The 25,904-nt window shown below is 67.3% G+C and carries 21 protein-coding genes; 9 read left to right on the top strand and 12 right to left on the bottom strand.

The window, feature by feature from the left end; all coding sequences use genetic code 11:
• Nucleotides 1-90: 90 nt before the first annotated feature.
• Nucleotides 91-846, bottom strand: a complete 756-nt coding sequence (locus AB6806_RS03425) for a hypothetical protein (protein ID WP_370954115.1) — start codon at nucleotides 844-846, stop codon at nucleotides 91-93.
• A 142-nt stretch (nucleotides 847-988) separates the two neighbouring features.
• Here AB6806_RS03425 and AB6806_RS03420 point away from each other — a divergent pair, with 142 nt between their 5' ends.
• Both AB6806_RS03420 and AB6806_RS03415 read left to right on the top strand, forming a co-directional pair.
• On the top strand, nucleotides 989-1,501 hold the full coding sequence (locus AB6806_RS03420; RefSeq protein WP_370954114.1) for a DUF4142 domain-containing protein: 513 nt from the start codon (nucleotides 989-991) through the stop codon (nucleotides 1,499-1,501).
• Between the two features lie 102 nt (nucleotides 1,502-1,603).
• The gene (locus AB6806_RS03415) at nucleotides 1,604-2,728 is read left to right on the top strand and encodes a zinc-dependent alcohol dehydrogenase family protein (RefSeq protein ID WP_370954113.1); all 1,125 of its coding nucleotides are present in this window, start codon (nucleotides 1,604-1,606) and stop codon (nucleotides 2,726-2,728) included.
• A gap of 120 nt (nucleotides 2,729-2,848) precedes the next feature.
• On the opposite strand, the gene AB6806_RS03410 is transcribed toward AB6806_RS03415, so the two are convergent.
• Nucleotides 2,849-4,282, bottom strand: a complete 1,434-nt coding sequence (locus AB6806_RS03410) for an aldehyde dehydrogenase family protein (RefSeq protein ID WP_370954112.1) — start codon at nucleotides 4,280-4,282, stop codon at nucleotides 2,849-2,851.
• Between the two features lie 198 nt (nucleotides 4,283-4,480).
• Here AB6806_RS03410 and AB6806_RS03405 point away from each other — a divergent pair, with 198 nt between their 5' ends.
• From AB6806_RS03405 to AB6806_RS03395, 3 genes are all read left to right on the top strand, one after another.
• The gene (locus AB6806_RS03405) at nucleotides 4,481-6,448 is read left to right on the top strand and encodes a bifunctional 2',3'-cyclic-nucleotide 2'-phosphodiesterase/3'-nucleotidase (RefSeq protein WP_370954111.1); all 1,968 of its coding nucleotides are present in this window, start codon (nucleotides 4,481-4,483) and stop codon (nucleotides 6,446-6,448) included.
• Between the two features lie 151 nt (nucleotides 6,449-6,599).
• The gene (locus tag AB6806_RS03400; RefSeq protein WP_162738028.1) at nucleotides 6,600-8,510 is read left to right on the top strand and encodes a putative bifunctional diguanylate cyclase/phosphodiesterase; all 1,911 of its coding nucleotides are present in this window, start codon (nucleotides 6,600-6,602) and stop codon (nucleotides 8,508-8,510) included.
• Between the two features lie 41 nt (nucleotides 8,511-8,551).
• Entirely contained in the window at nucleotides 8,552-9,592 is a 1,041-nt protein-coding gene (locus AB6806_RS03395; protein ID WP_112761835.1) for an aspartate carbamoyltransferase, read from the top strand.
• 120 nt (nucleotides 9,593-9,712) lie between these two features.
• Here the strand turns inward: AB6806_RS03395 and AB6806_RS03390 are convergent, their stop codons facing one another.
• Nucleotides 9,713-10,450 (bottom strand): SIMPL domain-containing protein, encoded by a 738-nt coding sequence (locus AB6806_RS03390; RefSeq protein ID WP_112761834.1) that lies wholly within the window; start codon nucleotides 10,448-10,450, stop codon nucleotides 9,713-9,715.
• A gap of 190 nt (nucleotides 10,451-10,640) precedes the next feature.
• On the opposite strand from AB6806_RS03390, the gene AB6806_RS03385 reads away from it, so the two are divergent.
• Nucleotides 10,641-11,207: a cytochrome b gene (locus tag AB6806_RS03385; RefSeq protein WP_142020679.1), complete on the top strand. Its 567-nt coding sequence runs from the start codon at nucleotides 10,641-10,643 to the stop codon at nucleotides 11,205-11,207.
• A gap of 7 nt (nucleotides 11,208-11,214) precedes the next feature.
• Here the strand turns inward: AB6806_RS03385 and AB6806_RS03380 are convergent, their stop codons facing one another.
• From AB6806_RS03380 to ccrA, 4 genes are all read right to left on the bottom strand, one after another.
• Complete coding sequence (locus AB6806_RS03380) at nucleotides 11,215-12,903, bottom strand: acyl-CoA dehydrogenase family protein (protein ID WP_142020678.1); 1,689 nt, start codon at nucleotides 12,901-12,903, stop codon at nucleotides 11,215-11,217.
• A 113-nt stretch (nucleotides 12,904-13,016) separates the two neighbouring features.
• Nucleotides 13,017-13,895, bottom strand: a complete 879-nt coding sequence (locus AB6806_RS03375) for a DMT family transporter (RefSeq protein ID WP_112761831.1) — start codon at nucleotides 13,893-13,895, stop codon at nucleotides 13,017-13,019.
• A 112-nt stretch (nucleotides 13,896-14,007) separates the two neighbouring features.
• Nucleotides 14,008-14,667 carry a glutathione S-transferase family protein gene (locus AB6806_RS03370; RefSeq protein WP_370954110.1) on the bottom strand — a complete coding sequence of 220 codons (660 nt, stop codon included), beginning with the start codon at nucleotides 14,665-14,667 and terminating at the stop codon, nucleotides 14,008-14,010.
• Nucleotides 14,668-14,747: 80 nt separating this feature from the next.
• Nucleotides 14,748-16,019 carry a crotonyl-CoA carboxylase/reductase gene (gene ccrA / locus AB6806_RS03365; protein ID WP_038368381.1) on the bottom strand — a complete coding sequence of 424 codons (1,272 nt, stop codon included), beginning with the start codon at nucleotides 16,017-16,019 and terminating at the stop codon, nucleotides 14,748-14,750.
• A 202-nt stretch (nucleotides 16,020-16,221) separates the two neighbouring features.
• On the opposite strand from ccrA, the gene AB6806_RS03360 reads away from it, so the two are divergent.
• Complete coding sequence (locus tag AB6806_RS03360; RefSeq protein ID WP_142020676.1) at nucleotides 16,222-16,524, top strand: hypothetical protein; 303 nt, start codon at nucleotides 16,222-16,224, stop codon at nucleotides 16,522-16,524.
• Between the two features lie 13 nt (nucleotides 16,525-16,537).
• Here the strand turns inward: AB6806_RS03360 and ubiG are convergent, their stop codons facing one another.
• Entirely contained in the window at nucleotides 16,538-17,293 is a 756-nt protein-coding gene (gene ubiG / locus AB6806_RS03355) for a bifunctional 2-polyprenyl-6-hydroxyphenol methylase/3-demethylubiquinol 3-O-methyltransferase UbiG (RefSeq protein ID WP_142020675.1), read from the bottom strand.
• A gap of 141 nt (nucleotides 17,294-17,434) precedes the next feature.
• Between ubiG and AB6806_RS03350 the strand changes: the two genes are divergently transcribed.
• Entirely contained in the window at nucleotides 17,435-18,673 is a 1,239-nt protein-coding gene (locus AB6806_RS03350) for an aspartate kinase (protein WP_370954109.1), read from the top strand.
• Between the two features lie 134 nt (nucleotides 18,674-18,807).
• Here the strand turns inward: AB6806_RS03350 and AB6806_RS03345 are convergent, their stop codons facing one another.
• The 4 genes from AB6806_RS03345 to AB6806_RS03330 all read right to left on the bottom strand — a co-directional run bounded on the left by AB6806_RS03345 (nucleotide 18,808) and on the right by AB6806_RS03330 (nucleotide 24,581).
• Nucleotides 18,808-21,942, bottom strand: coding sequence for an efflux RND transporter permease subunit (locus AB6806_RS03345; RefSeq protein ID WP_038368388.1), 3,135 nt, complete (start codon nucleotides 21,940-21,942; stop codon nucleotides 18,808-18,810).
• Complete coding sequence (locus AB6806_RS03340) at nucleotides 21,939-23,129, bottom strand: efflux RND transporter periplasmic adaptor subunit (protein WP_370954108.1); 1,191 nt, start codon at nucleotides 23,127-23,129, stop codon at nucleotides 21,939-21,941. Before AB6806_RS03340 ends, AB6806_RS03345 begins: the two co-directional genes overlap by 4 nt.
• A gap of 15 nt (nucleotides 23,130-23,144) precedes the next feature.
• Entirely contained in the window at nucleotides 23,145-23,624 is a 480-nt protein-coding gene (locus tag AB6806_RS03335) for a MarR family winged helix-turn-helix transcriptional regulator (RefSeq protein ID WP_038368391.1), read from the bottom strand.
• Nucleotides 23,625-23,789: 165 nt separating this feature from the next.
• On the bottom strand, nucleotides 23,790-24,581 hold the full coding sequence (locus tag AB6806_RS03330; protein WP_142020673.1) for an enoyl-CoA hydratase/isomerase family protein: 792 nt from the start codon (nucleotides 24,579-24,581) through the stop codon (nucleotides 23,790-23,792).
• 174 nt (nucleotides 24,582-24,755) lie between these two features.
• Between AB6806_RS03330 and AB6806_RS03325 the strand changes: the two genes are divergently transcribed.
• Nucleotides 24,756-25,847, top strand: coding sequence for an NADH:flavin oxidoreductase/NADH oxidase (locus AB6806_RS03325; protein ID WP_142020672.1), 1,092 nt, complete (start codon nucleotides 24,756-24,758; stop codon nucleotides 25,845-25,847).
• Nucleotides 25,848-25,904 lie beyond the last annotated feature (57 nt).

Below are 25,904 nucleotides of genomic sequence, written 5' to 3'. Positions count from 1 at the left end.
CCGGCCGCAACATCAAAAACTATTCGATGAGCATGGCCATCATAGAGACGGGATGGCCATGCGCAATGCTGAAGGACTCGACGCTTTCCTCTAACGAAGCGTAAACGCTACGCTCGCGAGCGGGCTGAGCTTGGTGACGACCTCGCCCTTGCCCGGCGAGAGCACGCCGCCGCAGAGGCTGCCGGTGGTGACGAGCTGGCCGGCGCGCAGGGGCCCGAGCCCCTCCTCCTTCCGGTTGGCCCAGGCCAGGAACGGCGTCATCGGATCGCCGTTTCCATGGACCGCCGGCTGGTCGTAGATCGTCACGCCATTGAGCGAGATGAAGCAGCCGAGCCCGGTCAGGTCGTCCAGCACCTTCATGTCGAGGTCCGACCCGACGAAGTAACCGCCATGGCCCATCGCATCGGTGAGCCAGAGCGGCATGGCGACGTTGCCCGACCAGTTGGCGAGGCGGCTCTCGACGATCTCGATGCCGAGGAAGGCCTTGTCGCAGCAGGCCAGCAGCTCCGCCCGCGACCAGGGCTGGCCGGGACGCAAGGGCACGTCGCGCGAGAGGCGCAGGCCCAGCTCGATCTCGACGCGCAGCTCGGCGCCGATCGCGCCCTCATAGACCTCTCCGGGGGCGAGCCAGGGGCCCGGCATCAGCCCGCCGATCGGCGTGCCGTCCGGGGCGATGGCGACCTTCCAGCCGAGATCCTCGAAACCCGCGCCGCGGCTGACCGCACGCGCGATGGCGAGGCCCTCCGCCAGCGAGGCCGGCACGGGCAGGCTCGCGGTCTCGATCAGCGAGCGCTCGCGGCGGGCGGTCAGAAGCGCATCGCGGATGGTTTCGGCAGTGGTCGGCATGGGGATCCCCTTCCCTTTCGCGCACGCCCATCACGGCAGCGACGCGCAGTTCTGCTATCGCAGCCCGGCGAGAGGAACAAGCGCGCCCCGGCAACCCGCCCATGCAGGCGGAACCTCGCGCGCGCTGCGTCGTTGCCCTGCCATGACCCGTACACGCCGCGCCTTTCTCGCGGGCCTTGCGCCTGCGCTCGCAACGCTAGCCGTCGCTCCGGTCGCGCTGGCCAAACCGTCCCCGCAAGACCTCGTCAATCAGGTGGCCGTCGCCAACATGTTCTGCATCGAGTCGGCGACGCTGGCGCTGAAGCAGAGCGCTTCGCCGGCGATCAAGGACTACGCCCATCGCCTCGCCGACGACCATGCGACGATCGCGAGCAGCCTGAGACGGATCATCGCGCGCCGCTCCGACATCGCCTTGCCCGACCGCCCCGACACGCGCCATCTCGACTTGCTGCGCGACCTCGGCGCCTTGCAGGGCGGCGATTTCGACAACGCCTATGTCGAGGCGCAGCGCGGCACCCACCACACGCTCGCGCTGCTGCTCGAAGCCTATGCCCGCGACGGCGAGGATCCCGAGCTCAAGGCTTTCGCGGCCGACGCCTTCCCCCGCTTCAAGGCGCTCGAGCAGAAGGCGCAGGAATTGCCGCTGTCGCCCTGAGCGATGGCATGGCCTCCAGCTACTCGACCTTCGGCGGCTTTGACAGCGGCGCCCGCGCCTGTCGGGATAGCGCCCGATCCACCAAAGCGGAGCCGCAGGCCCATGAAGATTCGCGCCGCCGTCCTGAACGAGAGCCCGGTTGCGGCGCCCTACGCACAAAGCCGCCCGCTCAGGATCGAGGAGCTCGACCTCGCCCCGCCCGGACGCGACGAGGTGCTGGTGAGGGTTCGGGCGGCGGGGCTCTGCCATTCCGACCTCTCCGTCATCGACGGCAACCGGCCCCGCCCCGTGCCGATGGTGCTCGGCCATGAGGCGGCGGGAGAGGTTGTCGAGGCCGGAGAAGGCGTCGATGACCTCAAACCCGGCGATCGGGTGGTGATGGTGTTCGTGCCCTCCTGCGGGCATTGCGCGCCCTGCGCGGAGGGGCGCCCCGCCCTCTGCGAGCCCGGCAACGCCGCCAATGGGCGCGGCGAGATGCTCGGCGGCGGGCGTCGGCTCTCGGCTCATGGCCAGCCGGTGCATCACCATATCGGCGTTTCCGCCTTTGCCGAGCACGCCGTGATCTCACGCCGTTCGCTGGTGAAAATCGAAGCGGATATTCCCCATGAGATCGCGGCGCTGTTCGGCTGCGCCGTGCTGACGGGCGTTGGCGCGGCGGTGAACACGGCGCGGATCAAGGCCGGCGAGACGGTGGCGGTGGTCGGGCTCGGCGGCGTCGGCCTCTCGGCCCTGCTCGGGGCGATCGCCTGCGGCGCCTCGCGGGTGGTCGCCGTCGATCTCGCGCAGGACAAGCTCGATCTGGCGCTGGCGCTGGGTGCGACCGATGCCTTCAGGGCCGATGCGCCGGATGTGATCGAAGCGATCAGGCAGGCGACGAAGGGCGGCGTCGATCATGGGCTGGAGATGGCCGGGTCGGTGAAGGCGCTCGACCTCGCCTACCAGATCACCCGGCGCGGCGGCACGACCACGACCGCCGGCCTCGCCAACCCAGCCCATACGCTCGCGCTCTCGCCGGTGAGGCTGGTTGCGGAGGAGCGCACGCTGAAGGGCTCCTATGTCGGCTCCTGCGTGCCCTCGCGCGACATCCCGCGCTTCATCGAACTCTATCAGCGCGGGCGGCTGGCCGTGGACAAGCTCTGGACCAGCTCCGGCAGCCTCGACGAGATCAACGAGGGGTTCGACGCGCTGAACGAAGGCCGGACGATCCGGCATATCGTCAGGATGTGACAGGCCATTGCAGGGCCGTCATTCTCGGGCCGCGCCCTGCGCGGACCCGAGAATCTCATGACCAGAACGCGCTGGTTTCCGAGATGCTCGGGTCAAGCCCGAGCATCTCGGACAGAGCGATCACCCGTGCTTGTGCACGATGGTCTTGGTCACCGCGAACTCCTCCAGCGCGATAAAACCCTTCTCGCGGCCATGGCCACTCTTGCCGGTGCCGCCGAAGGGAAGTTCGATGCCGCCGCCGGCGCCATAGCCGTTGATGAAGACCTGGCCGGCGCGGACGCGCTTGGAGACGCGCTGCTGGCGCCCGCCATCCTTCGTCCAGACCGCGGCGACGAGGCCGTAATCGGTGCCGTTGGCGGCCTTGATCGCGTCCTCCTCGTCCTCGAAGGGGAAGGCGGCCAAGACCGGCCCGAAGACCTCCTCCTGCTCCAGCCGGTTACCGCGCGGCACCGGGCCGAACAGCGTCGGTGTGACATAGAAGCCGCCATTCGGCACACCCTGCGCGATCTGGCCCTGCGCGATCACCGGGATGCCGGCCTCGCGCGTCTGGTCGATGAAGCTCTGGACGCGGCCGCGCTGCTTCGCGTTGATCACCGGGCCGCAATCGAGGTCCATCTCCGGGGTACCGGCCCGCAGCTTGGAGAATTCCTTGGCGACGGCCGAGACGACGTCGTCATAGATCGACTTCTGGACGAGCAGGCGGCTGCCGGCCGAGCAGGTCTGCCCGGTGTTCTGGACGATGGCCTTGCAGGCGAGCGGCACGAGCGCGTCGAGATCGGCATCCTCGAAGACGATCTGGGGCGACTTGCCGCCGAGCTCCAGCGTGCAGGGAATCAGATGCTCGGCGCAGGCGTGCTGCACCATCTTGCCGACCTCGGGCGAGCCGGTGAAGGACATGAAGTTGATGCCGGGATGGGCGGAGAGGGCAGCGCCCGCCTCATGGCCGCGGCCGGCGACGATGTTGATCGCGCCATCGGGGAAGCCGACCTCGCTTGCCAGTTCCGCAAGACGGAAGGCGGTGGCGCAGGCGTCCTCGGCCGGTTTCAGCACCACCGCATTGCCCATGGCGAGCGAAGCGGTGAGCGAGCGGCCGATCATCTGCGCCGGATAGTTCCAGGGCAGGATATGGCCGGTGACACCATGCGGCTCGTGGATGACGCTGACGCTGTACCCGTTGAGGAAGGGGATGACGTGGCCATGCACCTTGTCGGCCGCGCCGCCATAGAATTCGAAATAGCGGATGGTGGCGTCGATATCGGCGCGGGCCTGGCTCATCGGCTTGCCGGTGTCGCGGGCTTCCAGCTTCGCCAGCTCGTCGAAATGATCCTGCACCTTGAAGGCGAGCTTCGAAATCAGGCGTCCACGCTCGGCCGCCGTCAGCCTGCCCCAGGCGCCGTCGAAGGCGGCCCGCGCTGCCGTCACGGCCGCGTCGATATCGGCGGCGTTGCCGCAGGCGATGCGGGCGAATTCCTCGCCGTTGGCGGGGTCGAGCTTGGCGAGGGTTTCGCCTGTCTGGCCAGCGACATAGCGGCCATTGATGAAATGTCGATTCATGGTGGCTCCCGATCGCTCCGGGCGGTTCATGCGGTCCGGGCGGATTCGCGGCGCAAGCTGGCGCCTTGGGCGTGAATTCACAAGATGCTCTTGCGTCGGGGGCCCTCGCAGCCGGCGCAGAGCCGGCGTCTCCACCCAGGTGTCACGCGCCTGCCGCAATGCTAGCTTCGTTAGGCGCTGCGCACGGAGGAGTCGGGCATGTCACGGGATCGTCGTTTCAATCGTCGCGAAACGCTGAAGGGCGGAGCCACCTTGGCCGCCGCCGCCGCCATGCCTTCGGCGCTGAAGGCGCAGGCACCGGCATCGAGCCCCGCACGCCTCAAGCTCAGGGTGCTGGAAACGACGGATCTGCACGTCAATGTCGTGCCTTACGACTATTTCCGCGACGGGCCGGACGACACGGTCGGCCTCGCCAAGACGGCGAACCTGATCAAGGCGGCGCAGGCCGATGTGAAGAACAGCCTGCTCTTCGACAATGGCGACTTCCTGCAAGGCTCCTCGCTCGGCGACTATGTCGCCTACAAGAAGGGGCTCAAGGCCGGCGAAACGCATCCGATCGTCGCGGCGATGAACGCCCTGCCCTATCTCTGCGGCACGCTCGGCAACCACGAGTTCAATTACGGGCTCGAATTCCTCGACCATGGCCTCGCCAAGGCCGAGTTCCCGATCGTCTGCGCCAATGTCGAGCGCGCCGGCGGCGGTTCGCTGGTCGATGCCTGGCGGCTGTTCGAGCAGAGCTTCGAGGACGAGGCCGGCCATCGCCATGTCCTGCAGATCGGCGTGATCGGCTTCGTGCCGCCGCAGATCATGCAGTGGGACAAGGGCAATCTCGACGGCAAGCTTGTCGCCTTCGACATCGTCGAGGCCGCCCAGAAGCACATGCCGGACCTGCTCGACGCCGCGCCCGACCTCGTCATCGCGCTCTGCCATTCCGGCATCGCCGGCGGCGAGCGGCGCGGTATGGAGGAGAACGCTGCGCTGCATTTGTCCAAGATCGAGGGCATCGACGTCATCCTCACCGGCCACCAGCATCTCGTCTTCCCTGGCGGCAAGGCCTTCGACGGCATTCCCGGCGTCGACAACGTCAAGGGTGCGCTCAACGGCAAGCCCGCCTGCCAGCCCGGCTTCTGGGGCTCGCATCTCGGCATCATCGACCTCGATCTGGAGAAGAAGGGCGAGCGCTGGCGCATCGCCGATTTCAAGGTCGAGCCGAAGCCGATCTACGAGCGCACGCCCGAGCGCAAGATCGTGCCGAAGGCCAGCGCTGAGCCCGCCATTCTCGCCGCGGTGAAGGCCGACCACGAGGCGACGCTGATCTATATGCGCGAGCCGGTGGGCTCGACCGCCTCGCCGATCAACTCCTTCTTCGCGCTGGTCGCCGACGATCCCTCGATCCAGATCGTCTCCGAGGCGCAGATCGCCTATGCCAAGCCGCTGATGGCGCAGACGCAGTGGAAGGACCTGCCGATCCTCTCCGCCGCGGCGCCGTTCAAGGTCGGCGGCCGCTCGGGGCCCGGCTTCTTCACCGACATCCCCGCCGGGCCGCTGGCGCTGAAGAACGTGGCGGACATCTATCTCTATCCGAACACGGTGCAGATCGTGAAAGTCACGGGCGCCGAGGTCAGGGAGTGGCTGGAGCGCTCGGCCGGCATCTTCAACCGGATCGACCCGGCGAAGACGGAGGAGCAGCCCCTGATCAATCAGGGCTTCCCCTCCTTCAACTTCGACGTCATCGACGGCGTGACCTACCGGATCGATGTCACGCAGGCCTCGCGCTATGACGGCGACGGCAAGCTCGTGGCGCCCGAGGCGCACCGCATCGTCGATCTCGCCTTCAACGGCAAGCCGATCGACGAGAAGGCGCAGTTCCTCGTCGTCACCAACAATTACCGCGCCTCGGGCGGCGGCAATTTTCCGGGAACGAAGACCACGGTGGTGCTGGAGGCGCCGGACCTCAACCGCGACGTCATCGTCCGCTATCTCGTCGAGAAGAAGGCGATCGAACCCAAGGCCGATGGAAACTGGGCGCTGGCGCCGCTGCCGCCGCATGTCAACGTGACCTTCGTCACCTCCCCCGCCGCGGCCGGGAAGCTGCCGGCGACGCTCAAGGCGCAGCCGGCCGGCGATGGCGGCGAAGGTTTCGCCAAGTATCGATTGCTGTCGTAATCGGCCGCGAAATTCCGAAGACCTCTAAGAAATCGGCCGCGCGGCACACCGTTCATTAAGATCTCTCTCCCGAAGATGCCCTTGCCTTGCGTCATCGCAAAACAGGCTTAGGGCGGACATGATGGCGGAAGCTCGCGAAAACGAGCGCGCGATGAAGTCGGAATTGGTCGCCGCGCTCTACGGGACGCCGGGCACGATCACGACGGGCGCCATCATGGTGGCAGCCGTCATGGCCGCCGCCGCCGTTCTGACCGGCGGCGACCGCGTGTTCGGGCTGATGACGGCCGCGATGCTCGCCATCGGCGCGTTCCGCCAGATCGCGCATCGCCGCTTCATGCGGGTCGATCTTCCCAAGGCCAGCGACGCCGAGATCGACCGCCTCGAAAGGCTCGCGATGTTCGGCGCCTGGTCGACGGCAGCGCTGGTCTCCAGCTTCGGCTCCTATGCGGTGCTGAAATACACCTACCAGCCCGTGGCCGTGCTCGCGATCGCCCAGACGATCGGCTATCTCGCCGGCGTCTCCGGCCGTAACAGCTCGCGCCCGCTCATCACCCGCGTCCAGATCCTGATCGCCGCGGTCCCCTTCCTGCTCGCGCTCGCCTCGACCGGCGATGCCGCCTATGTCGTGATCGGGCTCACCGTCGCGCTGACGACGGTGCTGACCTTCTCCAGCGCCCAGGTCATCCACCGGATGTTCGTCGCCCGGCTGCGCACGATGCGCGAGCTGGAGACCCTTGCCGTCAACGACACGATCACCAGCCTCTACAATCGCCGCGGCTTCATGCGGGAGATCCGAGCCATCGCCTCGGCCGGGCAGCCGGTGACGCTGATCTCGATCGATATCGACCGCTTCAAGGGCATCAATGACAGCTTCGGCCACGATGTCGGCGACGCGCTGCTGCAGTCCTTCGGCGACATGCTGAGCGCGGAGCTCCGGCGGGGCGACATCGCCGCGCGCACCGGCGGCGACGAATTCATGGTCGCGACCTCGCGCGACGCGCCCGAAGCCGCGACCTTCGCCCGTCGCCTGGTGATGCTGCTCGGCAGCCAGCGCGTCCTGGCCGGGCGGCACGTCACGGCGACCGCCAGCATCGGCATCGCGCCGGCCGGCTGCGCGTCCTCGATCGACGAGGCACTGAAATGCGTCGACATCGCGCTCTATCGCGCCAAGCTCGAAGGGCGGAATCGCTTCGCGGTCTACACCGAGGCGATCCAGGACGAGCACGAAGACGGCCGGGCGATCGAGGCGGAGCTGCGCGAAGGCATCCGGCGCGGCGAGTTCTCGCTCGAATTCCAGCCGATCTACAATCCCCGCTCGGGCACGGCGACAATGGCCGAGACGCTGCTGCGCTGGAACCATCCGCGCCGGGGTATGGTCAGCCCCGAGATCTTCATCCCGCTGGCGGAGCGCACCGGCCTCATCACCGTGCTCGGCGCCTGGGTGCTCGACCAGGCGATCCGCACCGCGCTGACCTGGCCGCGCAGCGTCGGCGTCAGCGTCAACGTCTCGGCCCGGCAGTTCGACCGCGGGCATGATCTGGTCGGGCTCGTCGCGGCGCTGCTGCGCCTCCATGGGCTCGAGCCGCACCGGCTGACGATCGAGATCACGGAGAGCTCGCTGATCGCGGATGCCGAGCATGTCACCGCGCGGCTCGTCGCTCTGCGCGCGCTCGGCGTGCGAATCGCGCTCGACGATTTCGGCACCGGCTATTCCTCGCTCAGCTACCTCGCCCATCTGCCGATCGACACGATCAAGATCGACCAGGCCTTCACGCAGGAGCTCGGCTCGTCGCGCAAGGCCGAATATCTGATGAACGCCATCACGCAGCTCGCGCACGACCTCAAGCTGCGCCTGATCGTCGAAGGCGTGGAGACGCAGGAGCAGCTTGCGATCATCCAGAAGCATGCGACCCACGGGATCCAGGGCTTTGTTTTCGCGCGCCCGATGACAGCGGAGAAATTGCTGCCCATGATCGGCAACCGGGTGGCGACGGGGCGTACGAAGTCGGCACGACCCGGAGGCGGCCCCCGCAAGGGCGACCGCTTCAGCGAAGTCGCGTAGTCGCGCCCCCCGCACGCATCCGCGCGAGCCGGAGGCCTTCAATGCAGCGCCCGAACTATCCGAGCGGGAAGGACCTGCTGAGTGCCGACGCAGTCTCGCGCTTCGACCTCGACGACATCTTCGAGCGTGCCGAGCGGCATCTGCGGGAGGAAGAGCAGGAGAAGGCTGGCATCCTGCCGGAGCAGCCGCCGGTCTATCGCCGACGGCCCAAGGTCATCGCGACCCTGTTCGACCAGCGCAGCACGCGCACGCGACTCGGCTTCCAGTCGGCGGCGGCCCGGCTCGGCCACCAGTCGATCGACGCCTACGACACCGACCGCAGCCGCCTGGGAACCAGCACCGGCGAATCGATCGAGGACCACGTCCACACCGTCGAGCTCTACAGCGACCTCTTGGTCGTGCGCTCGCATCTGGAGGACATGCCCTACCGCGTCTCGCGGTTGAGCTACCTGCCGGTGATCAATGCCGGCAATGGCGCGGACGAGCATCCGAGCCAGGCGCTGATCGACCTCTTCGCCATCCGCCAGATGCGCGGCGAGATCGAGAAGCTCACGATCGCGCTCTCCAGCGACACGCGCGCCCGCTTCGCGATCTCCTTCGTCAAGATGCTGCGCCTGACGCCGCCGAAGCGCTTCACCCTGTGCTGCCTGCCCGACGTGCCGATCAACCCGGCGATGCGCGAGGCGATGACGGTTCTCGCCGGGCTCGGCACCGAGATCGGCATCGTGCACGACGTGCGCCAGACGCTCGGCCACGACATTCTCAGCATCCAGATGCAGGATATGAGCAAATTCGCCCATGCCTCGCTCGGCAACGAGGCGGTCGACAAGGAGAAGGAGACCGAGCCCTTCACCATCACGGCGCAGAAGATTCTGGAGGCGCGCTCCGACACGCTGATCCTCAATCCGCTGCCGCGCTTCTCGGAGCTCGACACCTCCTGCGACAGCCTGCCCAATGCCGGCTATTTCCGGCAGGTCCAGCTTTCGGTGCCGATGCGGATGGCGATCCTGGAGCGGATGCTGCTCGGCATCCCCTGGACCGGCCAGGCGGCGGCCGCGAGCGGATCGCCCGCGGCGCCCTGACCGGGCGCCTGCTAGAGCATTTCCGCGTTTCTGCGAATCACGAAAATGCTCTAGCTCTTTGTTTTATCGCATTTTCTTCACGCGAACCGGTTTCCACTTCGCTCGAAAATGCTCTGGCCGTCAGCGCGCGATCTCGAAGACCACGCTGACCTGCGTCTGGTAGCTGTTCTCGCCACTCGCCAGCGGCACCGCCATATCGGCCGCGGCCTTGCGCATCGGGGCCGCATAGGCGATCGGCCGCGGCGGCGCGGCATTCTCCTCGATGGAGAGGATCGGACCGAGCTTCACGCCTGCCGCCTCGGCCAAGGTGCGGGCCTTGTCCATCGCATCCGCGACGGCACGCTTGCGCGCCTCGGTCAGCGTCGCCTTGAGGTCTTCCTTGACGAAGGTGATACCGCCGCCCTGGTTGACGCCGAGGCCGACGACCTTGTCGATGATGGCGCCGGCCTCAGCCAGCTTGCGGATGCGGACGGTGACCTCGTTGCTGACGGCATAGCCAACGATCTTCGGCTCCTGCGGCTTGTCGCGCGCGGGCTGCGCGTAGCGCGGCTGGATGTCGAGCCGCGAGGTCTGGATATCGCGCTCCGCAATGCCGGCGGCCTTGAGGGCGTCGAGCACCTCCTTCATCGCCGTGCTGTTGGCGTTGAGCGCCTCGCGAGCCGTAGCGGCCTCACGCAGCACGCTCAGCGTCACCACCGCCATGTCCGGCACGACGGAAGCCTCGCCCTCGCCGACGACGCTGATGCGCGGCGGCTGGCGGCCGCCTGCGGCGTCCTGGGCCATCGCAGGCGCGACAGGCAGCATGGCGGCGGCGAAGAGAGCAGCTCCGGCAAGCGCGGGGGCGAAGAGGCTGGACATCGAAACTCCTGCTGATCATCGGCCGGGATCGGCCATATCGCATCCAAATCGGTCGATCATGTCGAAATTATCACGATTCCGCGCGGCATCCTGGCCGTGCACGCGGGACATCGATCATGGACGAGATTTAACTTTCGCGGGAAAGGCACAGCCCATAGATTAGAATTACTATAATCTATGGAGCTCCGTCATGGCCAACCCCTCCTCCCGGCCTGCAGCCACCTCCTTCTACGACGTGGTGTCCCGCAGGCTGCACTGGGGCATGGCCGTGCTGATCCTGGCGGCCTTCGCCCTGGGGCTGACCGTCGATGTCTTTCCGAAAAGCTGGGAGCACGCGGTGGTCGAAACCCACAAGGTGATCGGCATCGCGATCCTGCTCCTGCTGCTCATCCGCTTCGGATGGCGGCTGAGCCATCGCGCACCGGCTCCGCTGGAAAGCTCGGCCGCGCTGGCCCTGGCGGCGCGAGCCGGCCACGTCTTTCTCTATGTCCTGATGCTGCTCGTGCCGGTGATCGGGCTGGTCTATGCGATCCGGCGCGGACAAGGCATCGACTTCGGCCTGTTCGCCCTGCCGCCCTTCCAGGCGCCGGAAGCGCGTGCCGTCACGCGCCCGATCCGGGAATGGCATGAATGGGCTGCCTATGCGCTGATCGGCCTCGCCTGCCTGCATGCGCTGGCGGCGCTCTGGCACCATCTGGTCCGCAAGGACGATACCTTGCGGCGGATGCTGCCGGATGCGTCCCAGCGGCCTCTCTGAGGCCGCGCTATTCCTCCACCAACCGCCGGGCGATCACCTGCGCCTGGATCTCGGCGGCGCCCTCGAAGATGTTGAGGATGCGGGCGTCGCAGAGCACGCGGCTCACCGGATATTCCAGCGCGAAGCCGTTGCCGCCATGGATCTGCAGCGCATTGTCGGCCGCAGCCCAGGCGACGCGGGCGCCGAGCAGCTTGGCCATGCCGGCCTCGAGGTCGCAGCGGCGCCCGGCATCCTTCTCGCGGGCGGCGAAATAGGTGAGCTGGCGGGCGATCAGGATCTCGGCCGCCATCATGGCGAGCTTGTCGGCGACGCGCGGGAAGGCGATCAGCTTCTTGCCGAACTGGATTCTGTCCTGCGCATAGCGCAGTCCCAGATCGAAGGCCGCTTGCGCGACGCCGATGGCCCGGGCCGCCGTCTGGATGCGGGCGGCCTCGAAGGTCTGCATGAGCTGCTTGAAGCCCTGCCCCTCGACGCCGCCGAGCAGGTTCTCCCCCTTCACCGCGAAGCCGTCGAAGGCGAGCTCGTATTCCTTCATGCCGCGATAGCCGAGCACCTCGATCTCGCCGCCGGTCAGGCCCTCGACCGGGAAGGGATCGGCGTCGCTGCCGCGCGGCTTCTCGGCGATCAGCATGGAAAGGCCGCGGTAGCCCGGCGCATCGGGATCGGTCCTCACCAGCAGCGTCATGATGTCGGCACGGACCGGATGGGTGATCCAGGTCTTGTTGCCGTAGACCTTCCAGACGGCCTCGTCTCCCTCGCCATCCTTCACCGCCCGGGTGCGCAGGCTGGCGAGGTCGGAGCCGGTGTTGGGCTCGGTGAAGACGGCGGTGGGCAGGATCTCGCCCGAGGCGATCTTCGGCAGCCAATGCGCCTTCTGGGCGTCGGTGCCGCCGCAAAGGATCAATTCGGCGGCGATCTCGGAACGGGTGCCGAGCGAGCCGACGCCGATATAGCCGCGCGACAGCTCCTCGGAGACCACGCACATCGAGACCTTGGACAGACCCAAGCCCCCGAACTCCTCGGGGATGGTCAGGCCGAAGACGCCGAGCTCGGCCATCTTCTCGACCACGGGCATCGGGATGTATTCGTTGGCCAGGTGCCATTCATGGGCATGCGGCGTGACCTCCGCCGCGCAGAAGCGGCGCATCTCGGAGCGGATCGCCTCCAGCGTCTCGTCGAGACCGGGGTCGCCGACGCTGGCCGTGCCGTCGCTCTGGCTGAACAGGGCGACGAAGCGGGCGCGGTTCTCCGGCGTGTTGCCCTCGGCGATCAGCATCTCGGCCGCCTCCGAACAGGCAGCGGCCACGGCGTCCTGGGACAGGCCCAGCGCCGGCAAACGGACGATCTCGCCCTGGCTCATCGGGATGCCGCCGAAGATCTGGGCGGCGTATTCGCCCGCGCCGATGCGGATGGCGCAGTCCTCGACCGCGCCGTAGCGCCCCTCCTCCAGCAGGCGCTCGCCATAGGCCTTCAGCTCACGCAGCGCCGCGACATAGGTGGCGAGCCAGGAAAGACCGTGGGCGGCGTGCTGTTCCGCCTCGAGCCTAGCCGAGGAGATCCGGCCATCGGCCTCGACCTTGCGGCGGACGGCTACGGTCGCGGCCTCCAGAAGCGTTTCGAAGCCCGGCAGGGCGGCGGCGACGAGATCGACCGCGCTCACGCGGCTTTCGGATTGCAACGCGGCGTTGGCGCCCATGGTGATCGACCTCCCTTTTGTTGCGGCGCAGCATAAAGGCAAGTCCGGGGAAACCAAAATCAGCCTTTCGGCGAGGGCGCCTGTCCGGCCGGTGCAGCGGCGAAAGCCGCGGCCTATTTCCGGCTGGCGAGGACGACGCCGAGAATGGTCACCGCCATGCCGGCGATCTGCAGCATCGAGAGGGTCTCGCCGAAGAGCAGCCAGGCCTCGACCGCGACCAGCGCCGGCACGAGGTAGAGGAAGGTCGCGATGCGGGAGACCTCGCCGCGCCGGAGCATGAACAGGTAGAGCCCGATGCTGCCGAGCGAGAGCACGACCACCGACCAGAGCATGACCAGCGCCATGGTCAGGTTCCATTCGATGCGCATCGGCTCCAGCGCCCAGGCGAAGGGAATCGTGATCAGGAAAGCCGCGGTGTACTGGATCGCCGTCATCGTTCTGAGGTCGCCCGAGACGACACGCGCCTTCTGGTAGAAGGAGCCGAAGGTGACGGCGAACATGCCGATCACGTTCACGACCACCGGCAGCAACACCCCCCAGAGCGCGGCGGGCTCGACCCTTGCGAGCTGGGGTTCGAGCACGAGCGCGATGCCGGCGAAGCCGCAGGCGATGCCGAGCCAGCGCCACCCCGAGATGCGCTCCCCCACGAGGACGGGGGCGAAAAGCGCCGTCAAGATCGGCTGCAAGCCGGCGATCAGCCCGGAAATGCCGGCCGGCAGGCCATGGCGCACCGCCCACCAGACACCGGCGAGATAGATGCCATGCAGCAGGATGCCGGTGAGCGCGATGTCGAGGACGGCGCGGCGGCTGCGCGGCCAGGGCGCCCCGGCCGCGAGCGCGAGCAGCGCGACGAGGACCGCCGCCGTGCCGAAGCGGAGCGCGAGGAAGGTCAGGGCGTCGGCATAGCGCGCCGAATAGCCCGCCACGATCCACCCCGTCGACCACAGGAAGGTGAAGAGCAGCGGCATTCCGCGCAGGAGAAGAGACGGCATCGGACCTCGGGAACCCGGTAAGGGCTGCCGTCTCTACTCCCGATCCGCCGGCTGCGACAGAGCCGCGGCGCGGCCTTGCCATGTCTCAGCCGAGGGCCTCTCCCGGTCGATCTCAGTCGCGATCCGGGGCTCCGGGCGGGAAAAGCGGGCGGTAGGGCCGTGCCTCCTCGACGGCGCGGGCGAAGGACGGACGCGCGAGGAGCCGTGCACGGTAAGCGCGGGCATGGGGAAAGGCCGTGTCGATCTCGTGCACCCAATCGGCATAGAAGAGCGACGGGGCCGCGGCACAATCGGCCAGGCCGAAGGCGTCGCCCGCCGCCCATTCTCGCCCGGCCACGGCGCCGTCGAGCCAGCGATAGGCCGTGTCGAGCGCTTCGCGCGCCCTGGCGACACTGTAGGGATCGCGATCGTCAGCCGGGCGCAGATGGTCGAAGACGATCGCCTGCATCGGCGTCATGACGTAATTGTCGAAGAAGCGGTCCATCATCCGCGCCGCGAGCGCGGCCCTGGCGTCATCGGGCAAGAGCCGGACAGGCCCCGGATGATGCAGGCCGAGATGCTCGATGATGACGCTGGACTCGACGACCGTCTCGCCACGATCGAGGAGAACCGGGAAGCGCTTCAGCGGCCACAATCCGACCCATTCCGCCCCGGCTTCCGGATCGTCCGGGCCAAGCACCCGATAGGTGAAGGGCGTCCCGTTCTCATAGAGCGCGATCAGCACCTTCTGGCTGTAGGACGAAAAAGGGTGAGCATAGAGGGTCAACGTCATGGCATCCTCCAGACCGATTGCTTTTCGCAATCAGTCTGTAAAGAAACCGATCTCGTTTTGCAACCGGATATACGGCTTCCCTACCCTCCCAGCGCCTCCGCCACATCCTCATAGGTGCGCAAGCCCGTGCGCGGCGCGTAGACCAGCACGGCCATGTTGCCCGGCGCATGCTCGTTCTTCCACATCTTGTGATGGGCGAGCGGGATCTTGTCCCAGGGGAAGACCTCGGACATGCAGGGGTCGATGCGGCGATCGAGCACGAACTGGTTGGCGGCGCTCGCCTGCTTGAGATGGGCGAAATGCGAGCCCTGGACGCGCTTCTGCCGCATCCAGACATAACGGGCGTCGAAGGTGATGTTGAAGCCCGAGGTGCCCGCGCAGAACACCACCATGCCGCCGCGCTTGGCGACGAGGCAGGAGACCGGGAAGGTCGCCTCGCCCGGATGCTCGAAGACGATGTCGACGTCCTTCTTGCCGGTGATGTCCCAGATCGCCTTGCCGAATTTGCGGGCTTCCTTGGTCCACTCGTTGTACTCGGGCGAGTTGACCTTGGGCATCTGGCCCCAGCAGTTGAAATCCTTGCGGTTGACGACGCCCTTGGCACCGAGGCCGAGCACATAGTCGCGCTTGGTCTCGTCCGAGATGACGCCGATGGCGTTGGCGCCGGACGCCGCGCAGAGCTGGACGCCGAAGACGCCCAGACCGCCGGAGGCGCCCCAGACCAGAACGTTGTCGCCCGGCTTGATGGTGTGCGGAGCGTGGCCGAACAACATGCGGTAGGCGGTCGCCAGCGTCAGGGTGTAGCAGGCGGATTCTTCCCAGGAGAGATGCTTCGGCTTCAGCATGAGCTGGCGCGACTGCACCCGGCAGAACTGGGCGAAGGAGCCGTCCGGCGTCTCGTAGCCCCAGATGCGCTGCGACGGCGAGAACATCGGGTCGCCGCCATTGCACTCCTCGTCGTCGCCATCGTCCTGGTTGCAGTGGACGATGACCTCGTCGCCGACCTTCCAGCGCTTCACCTTCGAGCCGACCGCCCAGACGATGCCCGAGGCATCGGAGCCGGCGACATGGAACGGAGCCTTGTGGACGTCGAAGGGCGAGATCGGCTGGCCGAGGCCGGCCCAGATGCCATTGTAGTTGACGCCTCCCGCCATCACGAGGAGCAGAACCTCCTCCTCGCCGATCGACCATGTCGGCACGACCTCGACCTGGAACGAGTCCTGCGGCGCTCCGTGGCGCTCGCGCCGGATCGCCCAGGCGTACATCTTCTCCGGCACATGGCCGAGCGGCGGCAACTCGTCGAGTTCGTAGAGATCCTTGAGCGGTTTCACGGCAGCTTGCGGCTTCGACATCGTCGTCTCCCTGCTCCCCGCCTGTCTTCGTCCTTGCGGCACTGCGGCGGCTTTGGACGGCGATCATGCACCTTATGTTGCAACGCGCCATTCGCCTAAGGAATTACCTTGCAGCGCAAAATGATCGCCCGAAATCGGGATTTTGCCGATTCCTTCACGGTTTCGGCGGATGATCAAGCCGTTCAAGCGAGGCGAGAAAGCCATGCGCGCCCTGTTGACGATCGTCGGCCTGCCCGATCTGCCGCTTCTGTCGCTGATCCTCGTCGTGGTCCTGATCCTGCTCGCCGCCCTGATGTTCGGCTGGATTGCCGATCTGCTGCTCGGGGAGAACGCCTACGGCACCGGCTTCAACGCCGGCATCATCCTGATCGGCGCCTTTATCGGCGCCTGGCTCTGGCATCGCTACGGCTTCCCGACGCGCTTCGATGCCGCGGCCGTCAAGGCAGGCATCGCGACCGGCTCGGGGCTTTTGCTCCTGCTCGTCCTGACGGTGCTGCGCCCCTGAGACGCCGGGCCTTTCAGCCGCCGCGGCTGGCGGCGAGCATGTAGTTGACGTCCATATCCCGCGCGGCGCTCCAGCGGCCGGTCAGCGGGTTGAAGACGACGCCGGTCTGCGTGCCCAGCGTGAAGCCGTTGCTCTCGATCGCACCGCCGAGCTCGGCCGGGGTCACGAACTTCTCCCAGTCATGCGTGCCCCGGGGCAGCCAGCGCAGCACATATTCGGCGCCGACGATGGCGAGCGCATAGGATTTCAGCGTGCGGTTGAGCGTCGCCATGACGAGGAGCCCGCCGGGCTTCACCGCCGCGCAGCAGGCGGCGACGAAGGCCTCGACATCGGCGACATGCTCGACGACCTCCATCGCCAGCACGATGTCGAAGCGCTGGCTGGAGGCGACGACCGCCTCGATCGTCTCCTCGCGATAGTCGATGGTGAGCCCGCCCTTCTCGGCATGGGCGCGGGCGACGGCGATATTGGTCGGAGCCGGGTCGAGCCCCGTCACCTCAGCACCCAGCCTCGCCAGCGGCTCGGAGAGCACGCCGCCGCCGCAGCCGATATCGACCAGCGTCAGGCCTTCGAGCGACCGCATCTGCTTGGGATCGCGGCCGAAATGCGTGCAGGCCTCGTCGCGAACATAGGCGAGGCGCACGGGGTTGAACTTGTGCAGGACCGCCATCGGCCCCTTCGGATCCCACCAGTCGCGCGCGATCGCATCGAAGCGGGCGACCTCGGCCGGGTCGATCGTCGAGCCTGTGCGTTGCGTCGCAGCCGCCATGAACCGGTCCCTCGTTTATGCGGCGCCGCATTGACACCGCGCCTGCCGCCCGTCATCTACACCCGCCCCGCCGCCAGTGCGAGGGCGACGTTTCGACCCGGCTTTCCAACCGGGACAGCTATCGAGAGCCAAAAGATCGTCATGGCCCTTCTGGTGATGAAATTCGGCGGCACCTCCGTCGCCACTGTCGAGCGCATCAAGAACGCGGCGCGGCACGTCAAACGCGAGTTCGACGCGGGCAACGAGGTCGCGGTCGTGGTTTCGGCGATGTCGGGCAAGACCAACGAGCTCGTCGCCTGGGCCAAGGAAGCGGCGCCGCTGCACGATCAGGCGGAATACGACGTCGTCGTCGCCTCGGGCGAGCAGGTCACCTCCGGCCTGATGGCGATCGTGCTGCAGGAGATGGGCCTGCCGGCCCGCTCCTGGCAGGGCTGGCAGATCCCGCTCTACGGCTCGGACGCGCATGGCGCTGCCCGGATCGAGAGCGTCGACGGCGCCGGCATCCTCGCCGGCTTCGACCGCAACCGCGAGATCGCGGTCTGCTCAGGCTTCCAGGGCGTGAACCCGCGCACGCACCGCATCGTGACGCTGGGCCGCGGCGGCTCGGACACCAGCGCCGTCGCGCTCGCCGCGGGCCTGAAGGCCGATCGCTGCGACATCTACACCGATGTCGACGGCGTCTACACCACCGACCCGCGCATCGTTCCCAAGGCGAAGCGCATGGACAAGGTCTCCTTCGAGGAAATGCTCGAAATGGCCTCGCTCGGCTCCAAGGTGCTGCAGGTGCGCTCGGTCGAGATCGCCATGACGCAGCGCGTGCCGACCTATGTGCGCTCCTCCTTCGACGACCCCGAAAACCCCAATCCTGGCACCCTCATCTGCGACGAGGACGACATCGTGGAACAGCAGATCGTCACCGGCATCGCCTTCTCCCGGGACGAAGCCCAGATCACCCTCCGCCGCGTGGCCGACAAGCCCGGCGTCGCCGCGGCGATCTTCGGCCCGCTCGCCGATGCCAACATCAATGTCGACATGATCATCCAGGTCGTCTCGGACGACCAGGCGACGACCGACATCACCTTCACCGTGCCGACGGCCGATTACGAGCGCGCCCGCACGCTGCTCGAGAGCAAGCACGATACGATCTCCTATCAGGACATCCAGGGCGCGACCGACGTGGTGAAGATCTCGGCGATCGGCATTGGCATGCGCTCGCATGCCGGCGTCGCGGCCCGCGCCTTCCGGGCGCTGGCCGAGAAGGGCATCAACATCCGCGCCATCACGACCTCCGAGATCAAGTTCTCGGTGCTGATCGACGCCGCCTATACCGAGCTCGCGGTGCGCACGCTGCACTCGCTCTACGGCCTCGACGCGGCCTGAGGCTGCGATACGGCGAACCCAAGGACGTCATGCTCGGGCTCGACCCGAGCATCTCGGAAAAGCGCCCTATCCTGCATGAGCTTCCCGGGTCGAAGCCGCGCTTCGCCCCGGGAATGACGGAAGGCGCGAGACGCCTATTCCGCCGGATGAGGCGCGCCCGCCGGCTTGTGCTTGTTGCTGCGGAAGAGCCCGCCGAGCTTCACCAGCCCGTCCGAGAGCCTGTTCATGTAAAGGAACAGGACGGGGGTGATGAAGAGCGTCAGCACCTGGCTGATCATCAGGCCGCCGACCACCGCGATGCCGAGCGGCTGGCGCAGTTCCGCGCTGGCGCCGGCGCCGACCGCGATCGGCAGCGTGCCCATCAGCGCCGCCAGCGTCGTCATCAGGATCGGCCGGAACCGCATGACGCAGGCCCTGTGGATCGCCTCCTGCGCCGACACGCCCTCGCGCAGGAGCACCAGCGCGACGTCGATCATCATGATCGCGTTCTTCTTGACGATGCCGATCAGCATCAGCAGGCCGATGATCGCGATGACCGAGAGGTCGAGGTCGAACAGCCTCAGCGCTCCGAGCGCGCCAATCGCCGCCGAAGGCAGGCCGGTCAGGATGGTCAGCGGGTGGATGAAGCTCTCATAGAGGATGCCGAGCACGATGTAGATCGTCAGGATCGCGCCCGCGATCAGGAGGCCCTGGTTCGCCAGCGAGTCCTGGAAGACCTTGGCCGTGCCGGCGAGCGTCGTCGTGATCGATTTCGGCAGGCCGATCTGCTCCTTCAGCACGCCGATGCGGTTGACGCTGTCGCCGAGCGCGACGCCGGCCGGCAGATTGTAGGAGATCGTCACCGCCGGAAGCTGGCCAAGCTGGTTGACCGTGAGCTGGCCAGCCGTCCGCTCGATCCTGGCGAAGGCGCCGAGCGGCACGAGGGTGCCGGTCTTGGTGCGGACGCGGATCGCGTTCAGCCGCTCCGGCGTCCACTGGTCGTTGGGGTTGAACTCGACGACGACCTGATAGCTGTCGCCCGTGGTGTAGATCGTCGAGACCTGCCGGACGCCGAAGCCCGAATAGAGCGTCGAGCGCAGGATGTCCGAGCCGATGCCGAGCTGGTTGGCCTTGTCGCGGTCGATGATCACCGTCGCCTGCAGGGCGTTGTTCTGCAGGTCGGTGGTCACGTCGAGGAAGGTCGAGGGCTCGCGGCTCATGGCGTCGGCGAGGCGTAGCGCCCCGTCGTTCATCGCCTTCTGGTCGAGGCCCTGGACGACGAGCTGGTACTGGCTCTTCGAGGAGCGCGCGCCGATATTGAGGTTCTGGACCGGCGTCATATAGGTGTTGATGCCCGGCACCTGCGCGAGATCGCGCCGCAGCGACGACAGCACGACGGAGAGCTGCGGCCGCTTGTCCTGCGGCTTCAGCTCGACGAAGAGGCGCCCGGCATTGAGCGCGCCGGCATTGCCGTTGGTCGCGCCGACGCTGGACGCGACATGGGCGACATAGGGCGAATGCATGAAGATGTCGGCGACCTGCCGCTGCAGCTTCTGCATGGCGTCGAAGGACACGTCCTGCCGCGCCTCGGTCGCGACCTGAAGCTGGCCGATATCCTCCTGCGGGAAGAAGCCCTTCGGCGAGGTCTGCATCAGCCAGACCGTGCCGGCCATGGTCGCGAAGAAGGCGAGCAGCACCACCGGCTGGAAGCGCAGGCAGAAGGCGAGGCCGCGGTCATAGCCATGCAACAGCGCCTCGAAACCCTTCTCGAGCCAGCGCCCGACGGCATTCTCCTGATGATGCTCGCCATAGCCCGAGAGCAGGCGCGAGCAGAGCATCGGCGTCAGCGTCAGCGAGACGAAGGCGGAGGCCAGGATCGAGACCGTCACCACCACCGCGAACTCGTTGAAGATGCGCCCGACGACGCCGCCCATGAGCAGGACCGGAATGAAGACCGCGACCAGCGAGAGCGAGATCGAGATGATGGTGAAGCCGATCTCGCTGGCGCCCTTCAGCGAGGCATCGAAGGCGGAAAGCCCATCCTCCTCCATATGGCGGACGATGTTCTCGAGCATGACGATGGCGTCGTCGACGACGAGGCCGACCGAAAGGGTCAGGCCCAGCAGCGAGATGTTGTCGATCGAGAAGCCGAACAGATACATCGCCGCCAGCGTGGCGATGACCGAGATCGGCACCGCCACCGCCGGGATGAAGGTCGCGGCGACGCGGCGCAGGAAGACGAAGATGACCATGACGACCAGCGCGACGGTGAGCAGCAGCGTGAACTGCACGTCGTCCACCGCCTGGCGGATCGAGGTCGAGCGGTCGTTCAGCAGCGAGAGCGAGGCCGCGGCCGGCAACTGCTCCTCGAAGGCCGGGATCATCGCCTTGACGCGATCGACCACCTCGACGGTGTTGGCGTCGGGCTGGCGCTGCACAGCGAGCACGATCGCCGGAACGCCGTCATAGCTGCTGCGGGTCTGCGTGTTCTCGACGGAATCGATCACCTTGGCGACGTCGCCGAGGCGCACCGGCTTGCCCGAGCGGGTGGTGATGATGACGTTGGCGAACTGCGCCGCGTCGGCGAGCTGGGTATGCGCCTCGATGGTGAGCTGCTGGGCGCTGTTCTGGATGGTGCCGACCGGCGTGTTGGCGTTGGTCGCGGTGATGGCGGCCTGCAATTCGTCGAGGCCGATGCCGCGCGCGGCGAGCGCCGTCGGGTCGATCTGGATGCGGACGGCGTATTTCTGGCTGCCGAAGATCAGCACCTGCGCGACGCCATCCACCGTCGAGAGCGCGGGCGAGATCACCTGCTGGGCGAAGGCGTCGAGATCGGAGAGCGGCACGACGTCGCTCTTCAGGGCCATCAGGATGATCGGCGCGTCGGCCGGATTCACCTTGCGATAGCTCGGCGGCGTCGTCATCTCGATCGGCAACTGCTTCTGCGTGCGCGTGATCGCCGCCTGCACGTCGGCCGCGGCCGCGTCGATGTCGCGGTTCAGCACGAACTGGATCGCGATCGAGGTCGATCCTTGCGCGTTGATGGTGGAGATCGAATCGATGCCCGCGATCGTGCCGAACTGCTTGATCAGCGGCGTGGCGACCGAGGTCGCCATCGTGTCGGGCGAAGCGCCGGGCAACTGGGCCGAGACGTTGACGACCGGGAACTCGGCGCGCGGCAGCGCCGCCACCGGCAGGAAGCGATAGGCGAACGTCCCGGCCAGCACCAGCGCGACCGACATCAGGATGGTCGCGACCGGGTGCCTGATGCAGAAGGACGAGACGTTCATGAGTGCCCCTCCTGCGCGACCGGCGTGCTCACCGGCGCCTTCTCGCCGCTGGCTCCCCGCTCGCGCACCGCCGTGCCCTGCTTCAGGCGCATCTGGCCGTCGACGACGACGCGCTCGCCCGGCGCGAGGCCTTCCGTCACCGCCGTCTTGCCGCCATCGCTGAGCGCGACCTTGATCTGGCGCAGATCCACCGTCGCATTCGCCTTGGCGACGAAGACGTAGGGACCTTTCTGGCCGGTCTGCACCGCGACCGTCGGGATGACGGTGACGCCCTTCAGCGTGTCGGGGATGAACTCGACATCGACATACTGGCCCGGCCAGAGACGCAGATCGTCATTGGCGAAGGCTGCCTTGGCCGTGATCGTGCCCGAGGTGATGTCGACATTGGAATCGACGAAGTTGAGCTTGCCCACGGCCGGCTGGTCGCCGGCCTGGGGAATTTTCGCCGTGACCACGGCCGAATCCGGCGCGAGAAGCGCGGCATGCAGCGTCGGCAGCTCGCTCTCGGGCAAGGCGAAGGAGACGCGCAGCGGCTTCATCTGCGTGATCGTCAGGAGGCCGGTGCTGCTGTTGTTGCTGTTGGCGCTGACGAGATTGCCCGGCGTGACCATCACGGCGCCGACCCGCCCGTCGATGGGGGCGAGGATGCGGGTATAGCTCAGCTTGAGCCTGTCGGCGTCGAGCGTCGCATGATCGGCCTGGATGTTGGCGGCCGAGCTCTTCTCGTCGGCCGTGCCCAGATCCACCTGCTGCTGGGTGCCGGCATTGCGGGCGAAAAGCTGCTTGTAGCGTTCGAGATCGGCGACGTTGCGCGTATGGGTCGCCTCGTCGCGCAGGAGCATCGCCTCATCCTTGGCGATCTGGGCCTTGATGTCGCGGTCGTCGAGCGTGAACAGCAGGTCGCCCGCCTTGACGAACTGGCCGTCGGTGACGTGCTGCGCGACGATCTGGCTGTCGATACGCGACTTCACCGTCACGCTCGCCGGCGTCTCGACGAAGCCGATGGCGTGCTTGCGGATCGGGAAATCCGCCTGCTCCGCCACCGCCGACACCACAGACACCGCCGGGGCGCCACGCCCGGCACCGGCGGCCTGCGGCGCCTTCTCCCCCTGCAAACGCGTATACCAGACGCCCGCCGCAACAGCGGCGACCAGAACGAAGCCGACAAGAAATCCCGAACGCTTCATAGTTGCCCCACCGGCTCAGGCCATGCGACCAGCCGAAAGCGGCTGCTGCGTCTTGTCATCCGCCCGCTGGGGCCGGATCTGCTCACGGATCGCCCCGAGCGTATCGAGCGCCGACAGGATCGCGTCGTCTCCGACCGAGCCGAGCAGCTCATGCGCGATCGTGCCGCGCACCTCGTCGAGATCATCAACCAGTCGCCGGCCCGTCGGGCTGAGATAGAGGAGATAAGCCCTGCGATCGGCCGGATTTTCGCGGCGCTCGATCAAGCCCTGATGCTGCAAGCGGTCGAGCAGGCGCGCCAGCGAGATGGGCTGCAGATCCATCTGCTCGGCCAGCGCGGCCTGGTTCAGTCCTTCCTGGCGGCGCAACCGCGCCAGAACGCCCCATTGCGCCCGTGTCGTTCCGTGCTCCCGCGCACGTTGATCGACATAGGTCCTCATCAGGCGAGAGGTTTCGACAAGCTGAAACATCAGCTCCCGCCGCAGGGGGCGCTTCATGCATAGGCCTCCGTGATTGTAAGCCTGCTCATAGTAAGTCAGATTGCGGCGGTTTTATAGTCACGATTTCGCAACTGCGAGAAATTGCCCGACCATGCCAGGCGTGGCATCGGGCCGAGCCAGAAGGGCGGCCTTCGCCCGGCATGGCATCGCCCTTTGCGGGCCTCATTCGCCCCCGAACCGGGCCGGGCGCTTCTCCAGGAAGGCCGCGACCCCCTCGCGGAAATCGGCGGTGGCGGTCGATTCCGCGAAGGCGCGCTCTTCGGCCGCCAGATGGGCGGCGAGATCATGGCCGGCCGCCTCCGTCAGCAGGTGGCGGACGCGGCCATAGGCCTGCGTCGGCCCTTCTGCGAGGCGGCGGGCGAGAGCGAGCGCCTCCGCTTCCGCCTGTTCGTTGGGGACCACGCGGTTGACGAGGCCCAGCCGCAGCGCCTCGGCGGCGTCAAAAGGCTCGGCCAGCAGCGCGATCTCCTTCGCCTTGCGCAAGCCGACCAGGCGCGGCAGGCGGAAAGAGCCGCCGAGATCCGGCGTCGTGCCGAGGCGGGAATAGGCCATCGCGAAACGGGTGTTCTCGGCCGCGACGGCAAGGTCGCAGCCGAGCGCGAGGCTGAAGCCGCCACCCGCCACCGCCCCATGCAGGCAGGCGACGGAGGGCTGCGGCAGGCGATCGAGCAACAGCAGGGCCTCGTGCAGCGGCTCCATGATCGCGGGAATCGTCACGGCGGGGTCGCCGCCGGCCAGGAATTGCGAAACGTCGCCGCCGGCGCAAAAACCCTTGCCCGCACCCTTCAGCAGGATGGCGCGGCTGTCGCCGCGCGCCGCGATATCCTTCACGCGGGCGAGGAACAGCTCCGCCATCGGCGCATCGAAGGCGTTCAGCACGGCCGGGCGGTTGAGCGTCAGCACGGCGACGCCGCCATCCCGTTCGAGCAGAACAGTTTCCACGTGATCTGACATGCGATGGACTCCGTGACGGCGAGGATCGGCGGCAGGCTATCATCCCGCCGCGCCTTGGCGAGGGGTGGCCCCGCGTCGATGAGGCAGCGCATTTGCGTGAACGGCTCTGGCTTCCCGCGGCGCAGAGCTTCTAGACTACGGGCAACATCCCCTCACCCAGAGCCGACCTTCCCCATGAGCCAGCTTTTCAGCCCCTATCAGCTTGGCAATCTCGCGCTTGCCAACCGGATCGTCATCGCGCCGATGTGCCAATATTCGGCCGAAGACGGCAATGCCAGCGACTGGCACGTGATCCATCTCGGCAACCTCGCCCTCTCGGGCGCCGCCCTGCTCTTCCTCGAGGCGACGGCGGTGGAGCCGGACGGACGGATCAGCCCCTTCGATCTCGGCCTGTGGTCGGACGGGAACGAGGCTGCACTGGCGAAAGTGCTCGATTCGGCGCATCGCTGGTCGGATATGCCGATCGGCGTCCAGCTCGCCCATGCCGGCCGCAAGGCCTCAGTGGATCGTCCCTGGAAGGGCGGCCACCAGCTCGGCCTCAACGAGGGCGGCTGGACGGTGCATGCCCCCTCGGAGGTCGGCTTCGAAAGCTATCCCCGCCCGCCCCGCTCGTTGACGGGAGGCGACATCGCCCGGATCGTCGAGGCTTTCGCTGCTTCGGCGCAGCGCGCCGTGCGGCTCGGCCTCGCGGCGATCGAGCTGCATGCCGCCCATGGCTATCTGATGCACCAGTTCCTCTCGCCGCTCTCCAACCGGCGCGAGGACGAATATGGCGGCTCGCTGGAAAACCGGATGCGCTTTCCGCTCGCGGTCTTCGACGCGGTGCGGGCGGTGGTGCCGGCGGGCTATCCGGTCGGCTTCCGCATTTCCGGCACGGATTGGGTCGACGGCGGCTGGGATGTCGAGCAGAGCATCGCTTTCTCCAAGGCCGCCAAGGCTCGCGGCGCCGATTTCATCCATGTCTCCAGCGGCGGACTCTCGGCCGCGCAGAAGATCCCGCTCGGCCCGAGCTACCAGGTGCCGCTGGCGCGAGCCGTGAAGGAGGCGACGGGCATGAGCACCATCGCGGTCGGCCTGATCACCGAGCCCGAGCAGGCGGAGGCCATCGTCGGCACCGGCGAGGCCGACCTCGTCGGGCTGGCGCGCGGCATCCTCTACGATCCGCGCTGGCCCTGGCATGCGGCGGCGGCCCTCGGCGCCAGCGTCAAGGCGCCGAACCAGTATCTGCGCTCGCAGCCACGGCAATATTCCAAGCTGTTCGCCTGAATTCTCCAGATTCGCTCCGTCGTCATCCCGGGCGACCGCAGGGAGATCCAGGCCGGA

Origin of the sequence: Allobosea sp. RCC_152_1, assembly GCF_041360765.1 — a bacterium.
In the GTDB taxonomy this organism is placed as follows: Bacteria; Pseudomonadota; Alphaproteobacteria; order Rhizobiales; family Beijerinckiaceae; genus Allobosea; species Allobosea spartocytisi.
The sequence above is the reverse complement of the archived record's forward strand: the minus strand, read 5'-3'. Positions and strand labels throughout refer to the sequence as shown.